The 17039-nt window shown below is 74.1% G+C and carries 6 protein-coding genes; 1 reads left to right on the top strand and 5 read right to left on the bottom strand.

Annotation, left to right across the window (positions count from 1 at the left end; translation table 11 throughout):
- Positions 1–241 precede the first annotated feature (241 nt).
- The 5 genes from ACZ6EJ_RS00880 to ACZ6EJ_RS00860 are packed head-to-tail and all read right to left on the bottom strand — an operon-like array spanning position 242 to position 15158.
- On the bottom strand, positions 242–1297 hold the full coding sequence (locus ACZ6EJ_RS00880; protein WP_469263481.1) for an MDR family NADP-dependent oxidoreductase: 1056 nt from the start codon (positions 1295–1297) through the stop codon (positions 242–244).
- Positions 1294–3030, bottom strand: coding sequence for a phytoene desaturase family protein (locus ACZ6EJ_RS00875; protein WP_469263479.1), 1737 nt, complete (start codon positions 3028–3030; stop codon positions 1294–1296). The genes ACZ6EJ_RS00880 and ACZ6EJ_RS00875 overlap by 4 nt, the downstream gene beginning before the upstream one ends.
- Positions 3027–4709, bottom strand: coding sequence for a phytoene desaturase family protein (locus ACZ6EJ_RS00870; protein ID WP_469263477.1), 1683 nt, complete (start codon positions 4707–4709; stop codon positions 3027–3029). The genes ACZ6EJ_RS00875 and ACZ6EJ_RS00870 overlap by 4 nt, the downstream gene beginning before the upstream one ends.
- A complete protein-coding gene (locus tag ACZ6EJ_RS00865) occupies positions 4699–14181 on the bottom strand; it encodes a non-ribosomal peptide synthetase/type I polyketide synthase (RefSeq protein WP_469263475.1) in 9483 nt (3160 codons plus the stop codon). Before ACZ6EJ_RS00865 ends, ACZ6EJ_RS00870 begins: the two co-directional genes overlap by 11 nt.
- 11 nt (positions 14182–14192) lie before the next feature.
- Complete coding sequence (locus ACZ6EJ_RS00860; protein WP_469263473.1) at positions 14193–15158, bottom strand: sterol desaturase family protein; 966 nt, start codon at positions 15156–15158, stop codon at positions 14193–14195.
- Positions 15159–15736: 578 nt separating this feature from the next.
- On the opposite strand from ACZ6EJ_RS00860, the gene ACZ6EJ_RS00855 reads away from it, so the two are divergent.
- A complete protein-coding gene (locus ACZ6EJ_RS00855; protein WP_469263471.1) occupies positions 15737–16939 on the top strand; it encodes a cysteine desulfurase-like protein in 1203 nt (400 codons plus the stop codon).
- The last annotated feature ends 100 nt before the right edge of the window (positions 16940–17039 follow it).

Genomic DNA, 17039 nt, shown 5'->3' with positions numbered 1-17039 from the left:
GGGGGGTGTTCAGACGTCCCACCCCCCCCCCCCCCCCCCCCCCCCCCCCCCCCCCCCCCCCCCCCCCCCCCCCCCCCCCCCCCCCCCCCCCCCCCCCCCGGGCCGGGGGCGTCGAAGGGGAGGCGGTGCAGCGGGGGCGGGGCGTCAGCGGTGGTCATCATGGCTCCTGGGCGGGCGGGACGACGGACGGCGAGGGGCGCTCAGAGGCGGAGGCGGACGGGGGCGGGGCGGCGAGGGGCGCTCAGAGGCGGACGAGCACCTTGCCGCGGTTGGCCGCGCGGTCGTCGAAGAGGCCGCGATAGGCGGCGGGGATGGCGTCGAAGCCGTGGTGCAGGGTGTGGTCGCAGACGACTTCGCCCCGGCGGACCCGCCCGCCCAGATCGGCGTGGAGGCGCTGCCAGTTCTCCTCGGTGAACCACTCCAGGGAGAAGATCCCGCGGACGGTCGCCCTGGGGAACATGATGTACGGCAGGAGCCGGGGCCCGGTGTGCTCGTTGCCGACCTGGGTCGCCCACTGCCAGCAGACCGCCACGCGTGCGCCGACGTTGAGCATCGGGAACACGGCGTCGGTGACGGCGCCGCCCAGGTTGTCGAAGTAGCGGTCGACGCCGTCGGGGGCGGCCTGGCGCAGCGCCTCGCTGACGGTGTCGGCGCTGTCGCCCTGGCGGTAGACGACGACGGCGTCGAAGCCGAGCCCGGTGAGGTAGTCCGCCTTGCCGGGGGACGAGGTGGTGCCGACGACGCGGGCGCCGGCGCGCGCCGCCAACTGGCCGACCAGGCTCCCCACCGCCCCGGACGCCCCGCTGACCACGCAGGTGTCGCCGGGGCGGACCTCCAGGTACGAGGTCAGGGTCCCCCAGGCGGTCATGCCGGGGCCGCCCATCACGCTGAGGGCGGTCGGCAGGGGCAGCGCGTCGTCGTACCACCGCGGGTCGAGCCGGCGGTAGGCCGGGAAGACCATGGGGAAGGTGCCGGTCTGCCAGAGTTCGGCCGCGCCGGTGGTGACCACGTGGGAGCGCCAGCCGCCGAAGCCCTGGACGAGGTCGCCGACGCGGTGGGCGGCGAGCGGCCCGGCCTCCTCCACGCGCATGATCGAGTCCGCGCCCATGTGCCCGCCGAGGGGGGTGTCGAGGGCGATGCCCTGGAGGTAGGGGTCGACGGAGACGTACAGCGTGCGCAGCAGCATCTCGTCGGGGGCGAGGGACACGTCGACGTCCTCGACGACCTTCTCGTAGACGCGGTCCACGTCGGGCACGCCCTCGACGTGTTCGCGGACCACCCATCGCGCGATCCTCATGGCTCTCTCCTCGTCCTTTCTGTCGGCGGTGCGGTCGGCGGTGCGGGGCGCACCGGCACGGGGATGACGCGGTGGGTCGGCGGCGGTGCGGTGAGGTCGACGGAGGCGGTGAAGGGCCTGCCGTCGTCGCGGCAGACGAACTGCATGACGTGGCGTCCGGCGGCCGCCGCACGGATGAGCCCGCCGGTGGTGGCCCAGACGCCCGACTGGTAGAAGTCGCGCAGTCCGGGGAAGCCCGGCCCGTGTTTCTTGATCAGCTCTTCGAGGGTCTCGCCGCTCTCGACGAACGGCTGCCAGCCGAGCACGGTCCCGTCGTAGTTGCCGGTGTAGCGGACCTGGGTGAGGGGGCTGGAGACGTCGCGGACGACGATCGCGTCCCGCAGGCCGGGGTGGCGTTGTTCCAGGAAGTCGACGAGCGCCTCGCGGGCGCGTCGTTTCGCCGCGTAGTAGCCGCGCCCGTGCCGTACGGGCAGGGTGTGCAGCTCCTGGCCGCCGCGGGTGCGGGTGAGCTGCTCGGGGCCCTCGTCCAGGGCGCGCCAGGGCGCGATGTCGCAGAAGTAGGTGGCGTAGACGACGCAGGTCCCCTCCGGGGACAGCTCGGGGTAGTGGCGGCTGCGGAACTGGACGTTGACGCTGGGGTGGCGGATGCCGGTCAGCTCGGCCGCGGTGGCGGCGTCCAGGAGGTACGTCGTGCAGGGGTCCCCTTCGGGGAAGGGGCGGGAGAGGCCGAGGAAGAGGGTGAAGTAGCCGGGGAAGACCATGCCCGGCTCGTGGATGGTGCGGGTGTAGAGCCTGCGGTACTCCTCGCCGAGGTACCGCCCCTCCAGGAACTTCATGGCCGTGGTGTGGCCGTCGCAGGCGGACACCACGATGTCGGCGCGCAGTTCGCCGCCGTCGCTGAGCCGGACGCCCACCGCCCGGTCGTCCTCGACGATCACCGTCTCGACCTTCGTGTTGTACGTGACCTGCCCGCCGAGCCGCCGGTAGCGGGCCTCGATCGACTCGGCCAGTCCCAGGGAGCCGCCCTCGGGGACGCCGGCGGAGAGGTTGGCGTGCGAGGCGAGCTGGAAGTGGAAGGGGAGGAGGGGGAAGGCCGGGTGCTTCTCGTACAGGATGAAGTTGAAGGCCTCGCGCAGGAGGGGGTCGGTGAACCGCTCCGAGAAGTCGGCCATCAGGACCGTGATCGTGGTGCGGACGACGTTGACGTACGGGAGGAACGAGGCGAGCATCCGCCAGCGCTCCAGGCGGCCCATGAGGCCGACGGGTTTGAGGAAGGGGTAGACGGCCAGCGCCTTGCGGAAGCCGCGCAGTTGGGCGCAGAACCTCCGGATCAGCCGGGCGTCGGCGGGTGACAGCTCGATGAGGTGGGCTTCCAGCCGGTCCGGGTCGGAGTAGAAGTGGACGGCGCGCCCGTCCCTGCCGCGCACGATGTTGAAGACGTCGAAGTGGCGGATCTCCTTGCCCTGGAGGGCGCCCAGCTCCAGCCAGATCTGGTGCATCTCGTTGCCGGGGCCGCTGCCCAGCAGCCAGCTCACGCAGGGGTCCAGGGTGAAGTCCCCGCGATCCCAGGCGGTGCAGCAGCCGCCGGGCAGCTCGTGCATCTCCAGGACGCGGGTGCGGTAGCCGTTCATCTGCGCGTAGCAGCCGGTGGAGAGCCCGCCCAGGCCCGCGCCGATGATGATCATCGTCTCCCTGGGCGGCCGTCCGCCCCGTCCGCTCGTCCGCTCGCTCATGGGCTGTCCTCCTCCTGTGCCGACCACCGGTCGAGCTGGGGCAGGCGGCCCAGCTTCCCCATGTGCCACGGTTCGGCGCCCTTGCTCTCCCAGGCCCGGAACTCCAGTCCCAGCTCCCGGCAGAGGTACTGGGCGGCGAACCGGCCGGTGGACGCGGCGCGGATCAGGCCGCCCATGCCGACCCACTGCCCGGCCATGGAGAAGCCGCTCAGACCGGGCAGCCGCATACGGTCCCGGCCGACCAGCCGGGCGGCCACGTCGTCGGCTTCCGAGAACGCCTTCCAGGCGAGGATGGAGCCGTTCAGGTTGCCGGTGTAGCGGTGGGTCGTGGCGGGCGTGGCGATGTCGACGAGATCGATGCGCTCGGCGGTGCCGGGGGTGCGGCGCTCCAGGAAGTCGCGGACGAACTCGGCCACTTCGCGTTTGCGGCGGCGGTACTCCCGGCGGTCCGCGGCGCGCAGCTCCTTCCAGTGGGCGAAGTCACTGAAGTAGGTGCAGTGCAGGACGGAGTGGCCGGGGGGCGCGAAGCCGTCGGAGTAGCGGGAGCGGGCCTGGACGACGAGGCTGTTCTGCAGGGCTCCGGGGAGCTGCGCCGCGTCGTCGGGGCCCAGGAGGTGGGTGGTGCTGTGGGCCTCGTCGGCGCCGAAGTCGCCGCGCAGGCCGACGAAGGCGGAGACGACGGCGGGGAAGAGCGTGCCGGGGCGGTGGAGGAGGTCGGTGTAGAGCCGGTCGATCCGGGGGCCGGTGTAGCGGCCGCCGAGCAGCCCGTAGACGGTGGTGTGGCCGTCGCAGGCGGAGACCACGTGCTCGGCGAAGTACCGCTTGCCGTTGCGGAGTTCGATGCCGATCGCGCGGTCGTCCTCTACCAGGACGCGTTCGGCGCGGGCCCGGTAGGCGACCGTGCCGCCCAGGTCGCGGTAGCGCTCCTCGACGGAGCGGGCCAGGCCGAGCGAACCGCCCTGCGGGAAGCCGGCGTTGCCGTGGTGGGCGGCGGCCATGTTGAACAGGTAGGGCAGCAGCGGGAAGCCCTCCGGGTCCTGGAAGAAGATGTTGCGGAAGGCCCGCCGCAGCAGGGGGTCCTGGAAGCGGTCGGCGTAGGCGTGCATCGGGGTGGCGGCGGTCCGCCAGAACAGCCGGAAGGCGGGCAGCACCGTGCGCAGGGTCCGCGCCCTCTCCGCCGCGGTCCGCAGGGCGGGCGCGGTCAGGAAGGGGTACAGGTCGATGTCGATGAAGCGCCGCAGGTCGCGGGTGAAGGACCGGATCTGCCGGGCGTCGGCGGGCGAGACCTCCAGGAGGTGGGCTTCCAGCCGGTCCGGGTCGGTGTAGAACGACACCGAACGGCCGCTCTCGTCCTCGACCTTGTTGAACAGCTCGAAGTTGGTGACGCTCTTCCCGTCGAGCGCGCCCAGCTCGCTCCACACCTGGTGGGCGTCGTTGCCCGGCGCGGTGCCGATGAGCCATTCGATGCAGTAGTCGAAGAGGTACCCCTCGCGCGACCAGGCGGTGCAGCAGCCGCCGGGCAGCACGTGCTTCTCGAAGACGCGGGTCCTCGCTCCGCTCATCTGCGCGTAGCAGCCGGTGGAGAGCCCGGCGATGCCGGCGCCGATGACGATGACGCGGGGCGGTGTGCCGGGGGCGCGCTCGCGGACGGTCCAGTCGGCGTCGCGGTCATCCGCCATGGTGCCCGCCTCCCGTCAGGACGGAGCGCACCAGCTCGGCGTTGCGGCGCAGGTGCTTGGCGTCGAGCATGTCGGCGTGGACCCCGGAGCCGCGCAGTACGGCGGTGGTCCCGGTGGAGCTGCCGTGCCAGGTGCCGTGCTCCCCCGCCGCGTAGAGGGCGGCCTTCTCCTCGTCGGTGATCACGCTGACGGCCGCGGCGACCGTGCCGGTGTTGGGGGTGCGCCCGCAGAAGGCGAGGTATTCGGCGGCGTGGCGGAGCGTCTCGCGGGCGACGGCCTCCGAGCCGGTGTGCTTGTGCAGGTGGTCGGCCAGTTCGGCCTCGAAGGCGGCGGTGCCGGCCTCGTCCGGTTCGAAGGTCTCCAGGAGGCGGCGGGAGTCGATGATGACGACGTGGGCGACGCGGCGGCCGCGCCGCTCCAGCTCCTTGGCGGTCTCGAAGGCGAGGTTGCCGCCCAGGGAGTAGCCGAGGAGGAGGTACGGCCCGTCGGGCCGGGCCGACTCCATCAGATCGGCGTAGCGGGCCACCTTGTCGTCGCCGGGGAGGTAGTTGAAGCCGATGACGGAGTAGTCGGGGAGCTGGGCGGCCAGGCCCCGGTAGACGAGGCCGTGGCCGCCGGCCGGCGGGAAGCAGAAGAGGCCGGGGCCCTGGCCCGCGTTGAACTCCAGGCAGGGCAGGTCCTCGGCGGCGGTGCCGTGCAGGACGTCCTGGACCGCGGCGGCCATGCCGTGCAGGGTGGTGACCTGGTACAGCCGGCTGACGGGGACGCCGACGCCGAATTCGGCGCGCAGGTGGTGGAGGAGTTCGATGAGCTTGATCGAGCTGCCGCCGAGCTCGAAGAAGTCGTCCTCCAGGCCGACCTGTTCCACCCCGAGCAGCGCCTTCCAGTGGCGGGCGACGCCGGTCTCGTACAGCGTCACGGGCTCCTCGTGGGGCCGGCCCGCCGCGTCGGGCCGGGGGTCGGGCAGCGCGGCGGTGTCGACCTTGCCGTTGGCCGTCAGCGGCAGCGCGGACAGCTCCACGAAGTGGGCCGGGATCATGTACGTGGGCAGGGAGCGCGCGAGGTGGCGGCGCAGCGCCCGGACGTCCAGCGCCGCACCGGGCGCCGGTACGCAGTAGGCGCACAGGGCCGCCTCTCCCCCGGCGCCGGGGCGCACGGCGACCACGGAGCGGGCGAGCGGGGGCCACTGCGCGAGATGCGCCTCGATCTCGCCGATCTCGACGCGGTGGCCGCGCAGCTTGACCTGTCCGTCGGTCCGGCCGAGCAGGTGCACCCGGCCGCGGGCGTCCCAGCGCGCGACGTCGCCGGTGCGGTAGAGCCGTTCGGGCCGGGCGTCCGCGCCCCGGCCGAGCGTGCGGGTGACGAAGCGCTCGGCGGTCTGGGCCGGGTCGCCGGCGTAGCCGAGGGCGACGCCGTCGCCGCCGATCCACAGCTCGCCCGGCACGCCCGGCGGGACCGGTTCGCCGTGGGCGTCGAGGACGTGGAGGGCGCTGTTGGGCAGGGGGCGGCCGATCGGGACCATCCGGCCGGGTTCCAGGTCGTCGACGGGGCCCTCGAAGAAGGCGCTGTCGATGGTGGCCTCGGTGAGGCCGTAGGAGTTGACCAGGCGGGTCGCGGGGCCGCACAGCTCGCCGAGGCGCCGGTACTCCGCCACGCTCCAGGCGTCGGACCCGACGACCAGCAGCCGCAGGAAGTCCAGCCGCAGCCCTTCCCGTGCGCAGTGGTCCATCAGCCCGCGCACCACGGCGGGGACGAACTCCGCGCAGTCCACCCGCTCGCGGCGCATCGTCCGGTAGAGCCGCGGGGTGTCGAAGAGCAGGTCGCGGTCGACCAGGACCAGGGCGCCGCCCGAGCACAGGGCGCGGACGAGGTCGCCGGTGAACACGTCGAAGGCGGGCTCGGCCATCTGGAGGTGCACGCGGACGTCGGTCTCCAGCCGGTACTCCGAGCGCCAGGCGGCGTAGGCGGAGGCGAGGTTGCGGTGGCTGACGCGGACGGCCTTGGGGCGGCCGGTGGAGCCGGAGGTGGTGATGACGTACGCCGCGGAGTCCGGGCCCGCCTCCCCGTACGGGCCGCCGGGGTGCGGCTCGGTCGCCGCCAGCGCGTCGAGGCTCACCGCGGGGACGGCCGTGGCTCCCGCCGCCGGCCCGGTGTCGTCGGCGGTGACGACCAGCCGTGCGCCGGTGGCCTCCAGGAGGTGCGCGAGCCGGTCGGCGGGGTGGTCGGGGCGGAGGGGGAGGTAGGCGGCGCCGGCCTTGAGCACGGCGAGCAGCACCACGACCAGCTCCAGGGACTTCTCCAGGCGGACCACGACCACCGCGCCGTCCCCGACGCCGAGGGCGCGCAGCCGGGCGGCGGTGTCGGCGGCCCGCCGGTCCAGCTCCCCGTAGGTCAGCCGGTGCGGCTCGCCGTGGAGGGCCGGCAGGACCACGGCGGTCGCGTCGGGGCGGTCGGCGGCGACGCGGGCGACGCGGACGTGGACCGGGACGAACGGCTCCGGCTCGGCTTCCTCGGCCGCCGCGGCGGCGGGCAGGGCCGGTCGGCTCCACCGGCCGACGAGCCGTTCCCGCTCCTCCTCGCCGAGCATCTCCAGCCGGGAGGCTTGCTGTTCGCCGGGCGCGCGGGTCATCCGGTCCAGGAGCCGGGTGTAGTGGTCGGCCATGCGGCGCATGGTCTCGGGGAGGAAGAGGTCGGTGTTGTACTTGAACACGCAGTGGAAGCGGCCCTCGGCCTCGTCCTCGTAGGCGGACAGCGTGATGTCGAACTGCCCCTCCTCCTCCGGTAGTTCGATGTACTCCAGTCGGTAGCCGTACTGCTCGGTGGCCACCTTGTGGGTGAGCAGGATGAACATCGCCTGGAAGACGGCCGAGCGGCTGGGGTCGTGCTGGAGGCCCAGTTCCTCGACGAGCAGGACGAAGGGGTACTCCTGGTTGTCCAGGCCGCCGAGCACGCCGGCGCGGACCTGCTCCAGGAGTTCGGCCACGGTCGGGTCGCCGGACAGGTCCGCGTGGAGCGGGAGCGGGTTGACGAAGTAGCCGTAGACGGAGGAGAAGTCCTGCCGGGTGCGGCCGGTCACCGGACTGCCGACGACGATGTGGTCCTGCCCCGAGTAGCGGTGCAGCAGGAGGTGGTACGCGCTCAGCAGCACCATGAACGGGGTGGCCTGGTGCGCGCGGGCCAGGGCGTGGACACGGGCGCTGAGGTCGGCGTCGAGGACGAAGAACTCCGAGGCCCCGTTGTGGGTCTGGACCGCCGGGCGCGGCTTGTCGGTGGGGAGGTCCAGGAGGGGGACCTCGGCCGGCAGGTGGGAGCGCCAGTAGTCGAGCATCCCCGCGGCCTCGGGCCCGGCCAGGAAGGCGTTCTGCTGGTTGAGGAAGTCGAGGTAGCGGGCGCCGACCGGGGACAGGCGGGGCTCGCGGCCCTGCCGCAGCGCCTCGTAGACCGCGAACAGCTCCTCGATGAAGGTGAACGTGGAGATGGCGTCGGAGACGATGTGGTGGACGGCCTTCATGATCACCCAGCGGTCGGGGCCGCGCTTGAAGAGGCGGAAGCGGACCAGCGGGTCGCGGGCGAGGTCGTAGGGCTTGCGGTACTCCGCGACGATCGTGGCGTGGATGGCCTCCCACTCCTCGCCCTGGACGTCGAAGAGGCCGAGGTCGGGCTCGGCGTCCTCGGAGACCCGCTGCACGGCCTGCCCGTCCACCATCAGGAAGTTGGTGCGCAGCGCCGGATGGCGGGCGACGAGGCGGCGGACGGCCTCGAACATCAGGTCCGGTTCGAGCGCCACGTGCACCTCGACGGCCCCGCCGATGTTGTACGCGTACCCGTCCGGGTTGAGGTGCTTGAGGAACCAGAGCGCCTTCTGGTTCTGCGTCAGCGGGTACTGCCGCTCGTCCCGGTGGAGTTCGACGGCTCCGGCGCCGCCGCCGGGGCCGTCGGCGGCGGCCAGGGCGGTGAGGCCGTCGTGGAGCTGGGCGGACAGCTCTCCGGCCGACGCGCCGCTGAGGAGGGCGACCACGGGCAGGGCGACGCCGAGTTCGGCGTGGACGCGGGCCCGCAGCTCCATGGCGAGCAGCGAGTCGAGTCCGAGTTCGCCGAGTCCGGTGGCGGGGCCCACGCGGTCCGTCCCGGTGCGGAGCACCGCCGCGGCGAGGGCCGCGAACCGCTCGGCCACCAGGGCGGGGCGCGCCTCGGGGTCGGCGGTGCGGAAGGTGTCGAGGAATCCGCTGCCCGACGTGGCGTCGGTGGGCGGGGCGGCGGCCGCGGCCAGCTCGGCGACGAGCGGCGGCGGCGACGGGTACCAGGCGAGGAAGGTCGGCCAGTCGACGACGGTGGCGACGACCAGTTGGGCGTGGTCCTGGCCGATGACGCGCTCCAGGACGGCCATGCCGGCCTCCGGGGAGAGCGAGCTCATGCCGCGGCTGTACAGGTAGTGGTCGACGAGGCCGAGTTCCTCGATCATCCCGGTCGCCCAGGGGCCCCAGTCGAGGCTGAGCGCGGGCAGCCCGCGGGCGCGGCGGTGGTGGGCGAGCGCGTCCAGGAAGGCGTTGCCGGCGGCGTAGTTGGTCTGGCCGGCCGTGGTCAGCAGCGAGGCGACCGAGGCGAACAGCACGAAGTGGTCGAGGGGTTCGTCCGCCAGGTGGCGGTGGAGGAGGTACGCGCCGATGGTCTTGGGGTCGTGGACCGCGTCGAAGACCGGGCGGTCCAGCTCGGGGACGAGGGTGTCGCGGACCTGGCCCGCGAGGTGGAAGACTCCGCGCACGGGTGGCGCGCCGCCGCGCCGGTGGGCGGCGAGCCAGCCGGTCAGGGCGTCCTCGTCGGTGATGTCGAGGGTGGCCGAGACGGGGTGCGCGCCCAGCGCCTCCAGCTCCCGCAGCAGCCCCACGGCGCGCCCCCGGGCGGTGGCGGGGTCGAGGCCGTCCCACTCCTCCCGGTCCGGCACGGGGGTGCGGCCGACCAGGATGAGGCGGCGGGCCCCGCGCCGGACGAGCGTGCGGCACAGCAGCCGTCCCAGTGCGCCGAACGCGCCGGTGACCAGGTAGCTTCCGTCGGCGCGGAGCCGCAGCGGCAGCGGTCGGGCCAGCCCTTCGGCGGGGCGGAGGCGGCTGGTGCGGCGCACCCCGCCGCGCAGGGCGATCTCCTCCTCGTCGTCGCTCAGCACCTCGCGCAGGAGTGCTTCGGCCTCCGCCCGGTCTCCGTCGGGGCCCGGTCGCCGTTCGGGGTCGAGGTCGATCAACTTGCCCCGGTAGTGGGTGAGTTCCTGGTGGCGCAGTACGCGGCCGATGCCCCAGGCGGGGGCTCCGAGGGGTTCGACGGCCTCGCCGGGCCGGGCGGGCTGGGCGCCGCGGGTGACCACGTGCAGCCGGCCGCCGCCGGGCCGGGCGAGCAGGGTCCGGGCGAGAGCGATCAGGGAGTACGCGCCCGTGCCGGCGCGGTCCGCGAGGGCGGCCCGGTCACAGTCGGCGAGGATGGGCGCGTCGAGGTTCCACAGGTGCAGGACGGCCCCCCGGAACGGTCCGTCCGGACGGTCCACGTCGGCGAGGAGGCGCGCGAGGTCGGTGTCGGAGGCGGGGTCGACGGTGAACGCGTCGCCGTCCCCGGAGCCGGTGTACGCGGGGCCGCGGCGCACCATCCGGCACCGTTCGCCGCGGGCCGAGGCGAGCGCGGCGAAGGCGTCCGCGACGCCCCCGTCGTCCGCGAGGACGAGCCAGCCGTGGTCCCGCGCGGCTTCGGCGGGACCGGCGCCGTCGCCGTCGCCGGACGGGGGCTGCGAGGCGTCCCCGCTTCTCTCGGGCGCGGGCCGCGGGCCCTCCTCGGCGGCGTGCGGCGGGACGTCGGCGTCCGCCGCGGCCGAGGGCGGGCAGTCGGTCCACACCGGCTCCACGAGCCAGGAGTCGATCGTGGTCCGGGCGACCGCGGTCGCCGCCTTCTCCACGTCGGCGGCGCGGAAGCCGCGGACGCGGCCCAGCGGGGCGCCGTCGTCGGCGTACAGGGCGATGTCGCCGAGGGTGGTGCCGGCCTCCGCGGGGAGCAGGGTGGCATGGACCCAGAAGGCCTGGTCCCCGACGGGTTCCAGGGCGACCTCGTCGAGGGAGAGCGGCAGCCTGATGCCCGCGCCGGGGGCCGGTCCGACGAGGATCTGCGGGGTCAGCAGGGCCTGGAAGCAGGCGTCGAGGAGGACGGGGTGGAGGTGGTGGCGGGCGGCGTCGTCCCCGATCGCCCGCGGCGGCCGGACACGGGCGAGGACTTCCCCCGCGCCGACCCAGACCTCCTCCAGCGCCTGGAAGGCGGGTCCGTAGTGGTAGCCGAGGGCGGCGAGCGCGGTGTAGCAGTCGGGGCCGTCGAGTCGCCGGTCGGCGCGGGCGCGGAGCGCGGCGGCGTCCAGCGGCGGGCCGGTCCTGCGGCGCTGTCCGGCCCGGACGACGCCGCTCGCGTGGACGGCCCGCTCCTCCTCGCCGGGGGTCGCGGAGGCGATGGTGAAGGCGGCGTCCTCCAGGGACAGGGAGACCTCGACGGTCCGGTCCTCGCCGTCCGGCAGGAACAGCGCCTTGCGCAGGTCGATGTCGGCGAGGACGGCGGTGGCGCCCCCGGTGAGCCGCAGGACGGCCTGGGCGGCCATCTCCACGTAGCCCGCGGCCGGGAAGACGACCGTGTCCTGGATGCGGTGGTCGGCGAGGTACGGCAGGGCCTCGGTGTCCAGGCGGGCCTGCCAGGTCGGCTCGGTTCGGTCGGTTCGGCGGCCGAGGAGCGGGTGGTCGCGGTGGCCGAGGCGGACCTGGGCGACCGGGGCGGGCTCCGTCCAGTGCCGGTCGCGCCGGAAGGGGTGGCGGGGCAGGGTGACCGGGCGTCCGGCCGGCTGGAGGACGTCCCAGTCGACGGGGGCGCCCAGGTTGTGGAGGGAGGCGAGGGAGGCGGCGAAGCACTCGGTCTCGTTCTCCCCGCGGCGGATCGAGGGCAGGGTGAGGCCGGTCGCCCCGGTGGCGTCGAGGCATTCGCGGATCGCGTGGCCGAGGACCGGGTGCGGCCCGATCTCCAGGAAGACGTGGTGGCCCGCGTCGGCTATGCGCTCGACGGCCGCCCGGAAGCGCACCCGGTCGCGGACGTTCTTCCACCAGTAGGCGGCGTCCAGCTCCTCGCCCGCAGCGGTCCCCTCCACACCCGTGAGGTGGAGCGGCAGTCGGGCGGGGCGCGGCTCCAGGGGGGCCAGCTCCGCGAGCAGTTCGTCCTTGATCCGGTCCATGACGACGCTGTGGTACGGGACCTGCACGGTGAGGAACTTGGCGAACCGCCCTTCGGCGCGCAGCTCGTCGGCGAGCAGGGCCAGGGCCGCCTCCTCCCCCGCCAGTGTGACCGAGGTGGGGCTGTTGACGGCGGCGATCGACACCCGGTCCCGGTGGGGGCGCACCCGGCGCTCGGCCTCGTCCTCCGACAGGCTCACCGCGAGCATGGCGCCCGTACCGGCCAGGGTCTGCTGGAGGCGGCTGCGGTGCACCGCGACGCGGGCGGCGTCCCGCAGGGAGTAGACCCCCGCTTCGTGGAACGCGGCGATCTCGCCGGTGCTGTGCCCGACCACGGCGTCCGGGCGCATCCCGTAGGACCGCCAGAGCGCGGCCAGTCCGATCTGCACGGCGAAGTTCGCGGGCTGGGCGAGCCAGGTCTCGTCCATCCGGGAGACGGACTCGTCGGCGGACATCTCCTCGATCAGGGACCAGTCGGCGAACTCGGCGAGGGCGCGGTCGCACTGGAGGACCGCGTCGCGGAACACGGGCTCGTCGCGCAGCAGTTGGCGGCCCATCCCCCACCACTGGGGGCCCATGCCGGTGAACACCCAGACCGTGCGCCGCTCCCCGGCCTCGCGTGCGCGGCCCTGGCGGACGCGGGGGTGGGGCTCGCCGCGCTCGTGGGCGGCCAGGGCCTCGTCGAGGGAGGCGCGGGTGGTGTAGACGACGGAGAGCCGTTCGGGGAGGTGCTGGCGGCGGTGCGCCAGGGTGTGCCCGAGGTCGGCGAGGGCTGCCGCCGGCCCTTCGCGGCCGGCCAGTTCGCCGCGGATGCCGGTCGCCATGGCGGTGAGGGCGTCCGGCCGCCGCGCGCTGAGCGGCAGGATGCTCCAGCCCCGCTCGGCCGGCGGCGCCGCACCGGTCTCCGGCTCGCTCGGCGGGGCCTCCTCCAGTACGACGTGGGCGTTGGTGCCGCCGAATCCGAAGGAGTTCACCCCGGCGCGGGCGGGGCCCTCGTGGGCGGGCCAGGCGGTGAGCCGGGTGGGGATCTCGTACGGCAGGGTCTCCGGGTCGATGGCGGGGTTGAGGCGCTCCAGGTTGATGTGGGGCGGGATCTGCCGGTGTTCGAGGCACAGGACGGTCTTGATCAGCCCGGCGATCCCGGCGGCGGACTCGGTGTGCCCGATGTTGGCCTTCACCGAGCCGACGTAGGCGCGGGCGCCGGGGGCGCGCCCGATGGCCAGGGCGCGGGCCAGGGCGGCCGCCTCGATGGGGTCGCCGACCGGTGTCGAGGTGCCGTGCGCCTCCATGTACTGGAGCGCGCCGGGGGTGATGCCCGCCTCGGCGCAGACCTGTCGGACGAGGTCGACCTGGGCGTCGGGGTTGGGCACGGTGATCCCGTTGGTGTGGCCGTCCTGGTTGACTCCGCTGCCGAGGATGACCGCGTGGACGCGGTCGCCGTCGCGGACGGCGTCCTCCAGCCGCTTCAGGGCGACGAGGCCGACGCCTTCGGCCCGCACGTACCCGTCGGCGGCGGCGTCGAAGGTGCGGGAGCGGCCCTGGGGCGACAGGAAGCCGCCCTTGGTCTCCGCGATGGTGTACTGCGGGGCCATGTGCAGCAGGGTGCCGCCGGCCAGCGCGAGGTCGCTCTCGCCGCTGTCGAGCGCCTGGCACGCCAGGTGCACGGCCACCAGGGAGGAGCTGCACGCGGTGTCGATCGAGAGGCTGGGGCCGCGGAAGTCGAAGCAGTACGAGATGCGGTTCGACACCATGGTCATCATGGTCCCGGTCGCGGTGTGCGCGGCCAGCGAGGTGAAGCCCAGGTCCGCGAACTGGAGGATCTTGTAGTCCAGGGTGAACGCGCCGACGTAGACGCCGACCTTGCCGCCGGCGAGGTCGGCGGGTCGCTGGCCGCCGTCCTCCAGGGCCTCCCAGGCCACTTCCAGGAGCTTGCGCTGCTGCGGGTCCATGTGGTCGGCCTCGCGCGGGCTGATGCCGAAGAACGCCGGGTCGAACTCGTCGAAGCCGTCGATGTATCCGCCGCGGCCGCCGACGAGGCGGCCCGGCTTCTCCCGGAACCGGCTGCCGAGCGTGGAGACGTCGTACCGGTCGGGCGGCGTGGGCGTGATGCAGTCCCTGCCCTCCGCCAGATTCCGCCAGAACGTGCGGTGGTCCGAGGCGCCGCCGGGCAGGCGGCAGCCCATCCCGACGATCGCCACCTTCTTCCGCGGCGCCCGGTTGTTCGCGTCGGCCATGGAGAACTCCTCTAGTCGTGGTGAGCCGCGTCGCGGGTCGTCGGTCGCTCCGGGCCGAGGCCCGGTCCCGGCCGGCGACGCCAGGGGTGCAGGAGGCCGGCGACGATCTCCCCGGTGGCGGGGAACGAGGCGGGGTCGTGCAGGCCCACCGCTGCCGGTCGGCGCCCCGGTCGCCAGGTGAAGCTGCCGAAGAGGTGGTCCCAGCACGACAGGTCGGAGCCGTAGTGGCCGGCTTCGGCCAGGTCGGTGCTGTGGTGCAGCCGGTGCTGCTCGGGGCTGGCCAGCAGGTGGTTGAGGGGCCCGATGCGCACGTCGATGTTGGCGTGGACGAAGTAGCCCTGGGCGGCGACGAAGAGGCCGACCACCAGTACGGCCGGGCCGGAGAACCCCACCAGCGCCAGGGTCAGTTGGACGAGGCTCTGGGCCAGGACGATGTCCAGCACGTGGTTGACGGTGTTGTTGGCCACGTTGACCTTCGGCGGGACGTGGTGGACCCCGTGCAGGCGCCAGAGCAGGGGCCTGCTGTGCCCCAGCCGGTGCACCGTGTATCCGACGAGCGATCCGGCGAGGAGGGCTCCGGGGATCTCGATCCCGAGGGGGCGGGTCGGCGCCTCGGGCGAGAGCCACCCCACCGCCTGCGCGACCAGGAGCTGCGCCAGGGCGCTTCCGGCCATGGTGAGCAGGAAGTAGACGCCGTACCAGCGCCATTCCTCCTTCGCCGGGTGCCAGTCCCTCTCGAAGGGGATCAGCCGTTCGAGAACGGCCAGATAGGCGAGGGTCCCCATCAGGAAAAGGGGACTGACGCGGGCCGGGTCCCACTCCAGCCGCAATGCCGCCGCCCCCACGGCGACGACCGCCACCAGGAGAATGGGGTAGGCGATCGCCCGCAGGACCGCGGCGGGGAAATCACCGCGTCCTTTTCTCTCTCCGCCCGGATGTCCGGCCGCACCGTCGGCGAACCGATCGGACTCGTCCATGAGTGATCCTCCACAAGGGAACGCGCTCTGGGGAGAGACCACCGCCTCGCACCGTCAGCGCGGTTCACAACCGCCTGAGGGTGCGATGGACAGGCCGGTGCGGCAGCATGGGCCCCGGCGCCGGCGACTTCGGGGCGCCCGGCCCCGAACGTCGTCGGGCCGCTGCGCGGACCGACGCCCCCCAGCTCCGTCAGCCCAGCTCATGTATTTCCTGTCACCGCGGCTTTAACCGCCGCCCGGCACATCAATTGAAAAACGCATTCGCGGGGGTCGGAAATGCGAGAGGGATTGCGCGAAACAGGGCGATTCCCGTCCGCCGAACCCCTATTCATCGGATTATCCCGCTCCCGCAGGACGGCGTATTCGAGCACGCCCCGGATGCCCTTTCCGGCGCAGGGCGCACGTTTTCCGTCCGGCGGTGCGCCCGCGCAGGAACAGCGCGGCGGAGCGCCCCGCCGCCTCCCGCGCCCGAGCCGGCGCGGGGCGGTCGCGGCCGGCACGTGACCCGCGGCCCCTTCCGCCCCGCGCCAGGGCCCTGCGATGATCGTCCGGCCAGGTCAGCGAAGTGAGGAGCCCCCATGTCGTACGACGTCGGCGCGGTGCGCGCGCAGTTCCCCGCCCTGCGGTCCGGGACCGCGCACTTCGACGGGCCGGGCGGCACGCAGACCCCCGCTTCCGTCATCGCCGCCATGGGCGAGGCGGCGAGCCGCCCGCTGTCGATCCGGGGGCCGCTGCTCCCCGGCGAGGTCAACGCCGAGCAGATCGTCGGCGCGTTCCGGCGGGCGATGGCGGATCTGCTGGGCGCGGACCCGGCCGGGATCGTCTTCGGCCGCAGCGCCACCCAGCTCACCTACGACTTCTCGCGCACCCTGGCCGACGCCTGGAGCCCCGGCGACGAGGTGGTGGTGAGCCGGCTGGACCACGACGCCAACATCCGCCCGTGGGTGCAGGCGGCCGAGCGGGCGGGCGCGGTGGTGCGATGGGCCTCCTTCGACCCGGAGACCGGAGAGCTGCCGGTGGAGGCCGTCGAGGCGCAGCTCAGCGAGCGGACCCGGCTGGTCGCGGTGACCGGCGCGTCCAACCTCATCGGCACCCGCCCCGACATCCCGGCCATCGCCCGATCGGCCCATCGGGCCGGTGCGCTGCTGTACGTGGACGGGGTGCACCTGACCGCGCACCGGTCGGTGGACGTCGGGCTGCTCGGGGCGGACTTCTTCGTCTGCTCGTCCTACAAGTTCTTCGGGCCGCACCACGGCGTGCTCTGCGCCCGGCCGGAGCTGCTGGACACCCTGCGCCCGGACAAGCTGGCCCCCTCCACCGACGCCGTGCCGGAGCGCTTCGAGCTCGGCACCCTCCCGTACGAGGTGCTGGCGGGGACGCGGGCGGCGGTGGACTTCATCGCGAGCCTGGGCGACGGCGCGGCGGGCGGGCGGCGCGAGCGGCTGCGCTCGGCGTACGCGGCGATCGACGCCCACGAGACGGCGCTGCGGGAGGACCTGGAGAAGGCGCTGCACGGGCTGGCCGGGGTGACGGTGCACGCACGGGCCGCCGAACGCACCCCCACCCTGCTCCTCACCTTCGCGGGCCGGGACGCGGCGGACGCCTACCGCTTCCTCGCCCGCACGGGCGTGCACGCCCCCGCCGGGTCCTTCTACGCCCTGGAGGCCTCGCGCCATCTGGGCCTGGGCGACAGCGGCGGGCTGCGGGTCGGGCTGTCCGCGTACAGCGACGCCGACGACGTCGACCGGCTCCTGACGGGGCTGGCGGACTTCCTGCGCTGACGGCGAGGCGGGGGCGGACGCCCCCGCGGCCGTGGCGCTCCGCCGCCAGAAGAGGCCGGATGGGAGCGGCCGGGGAAGAATCGGAGGCTGAGGGTTCCCC

This window comes from Streptomyces sp. NPDC041970 (genome assembly GCF_055588985.1).
The sequence above is the reverse complement of the archived record's forward strand: the minus strand, read 5'-3'. Positions and strand labels throughout refer to the sequence as shown.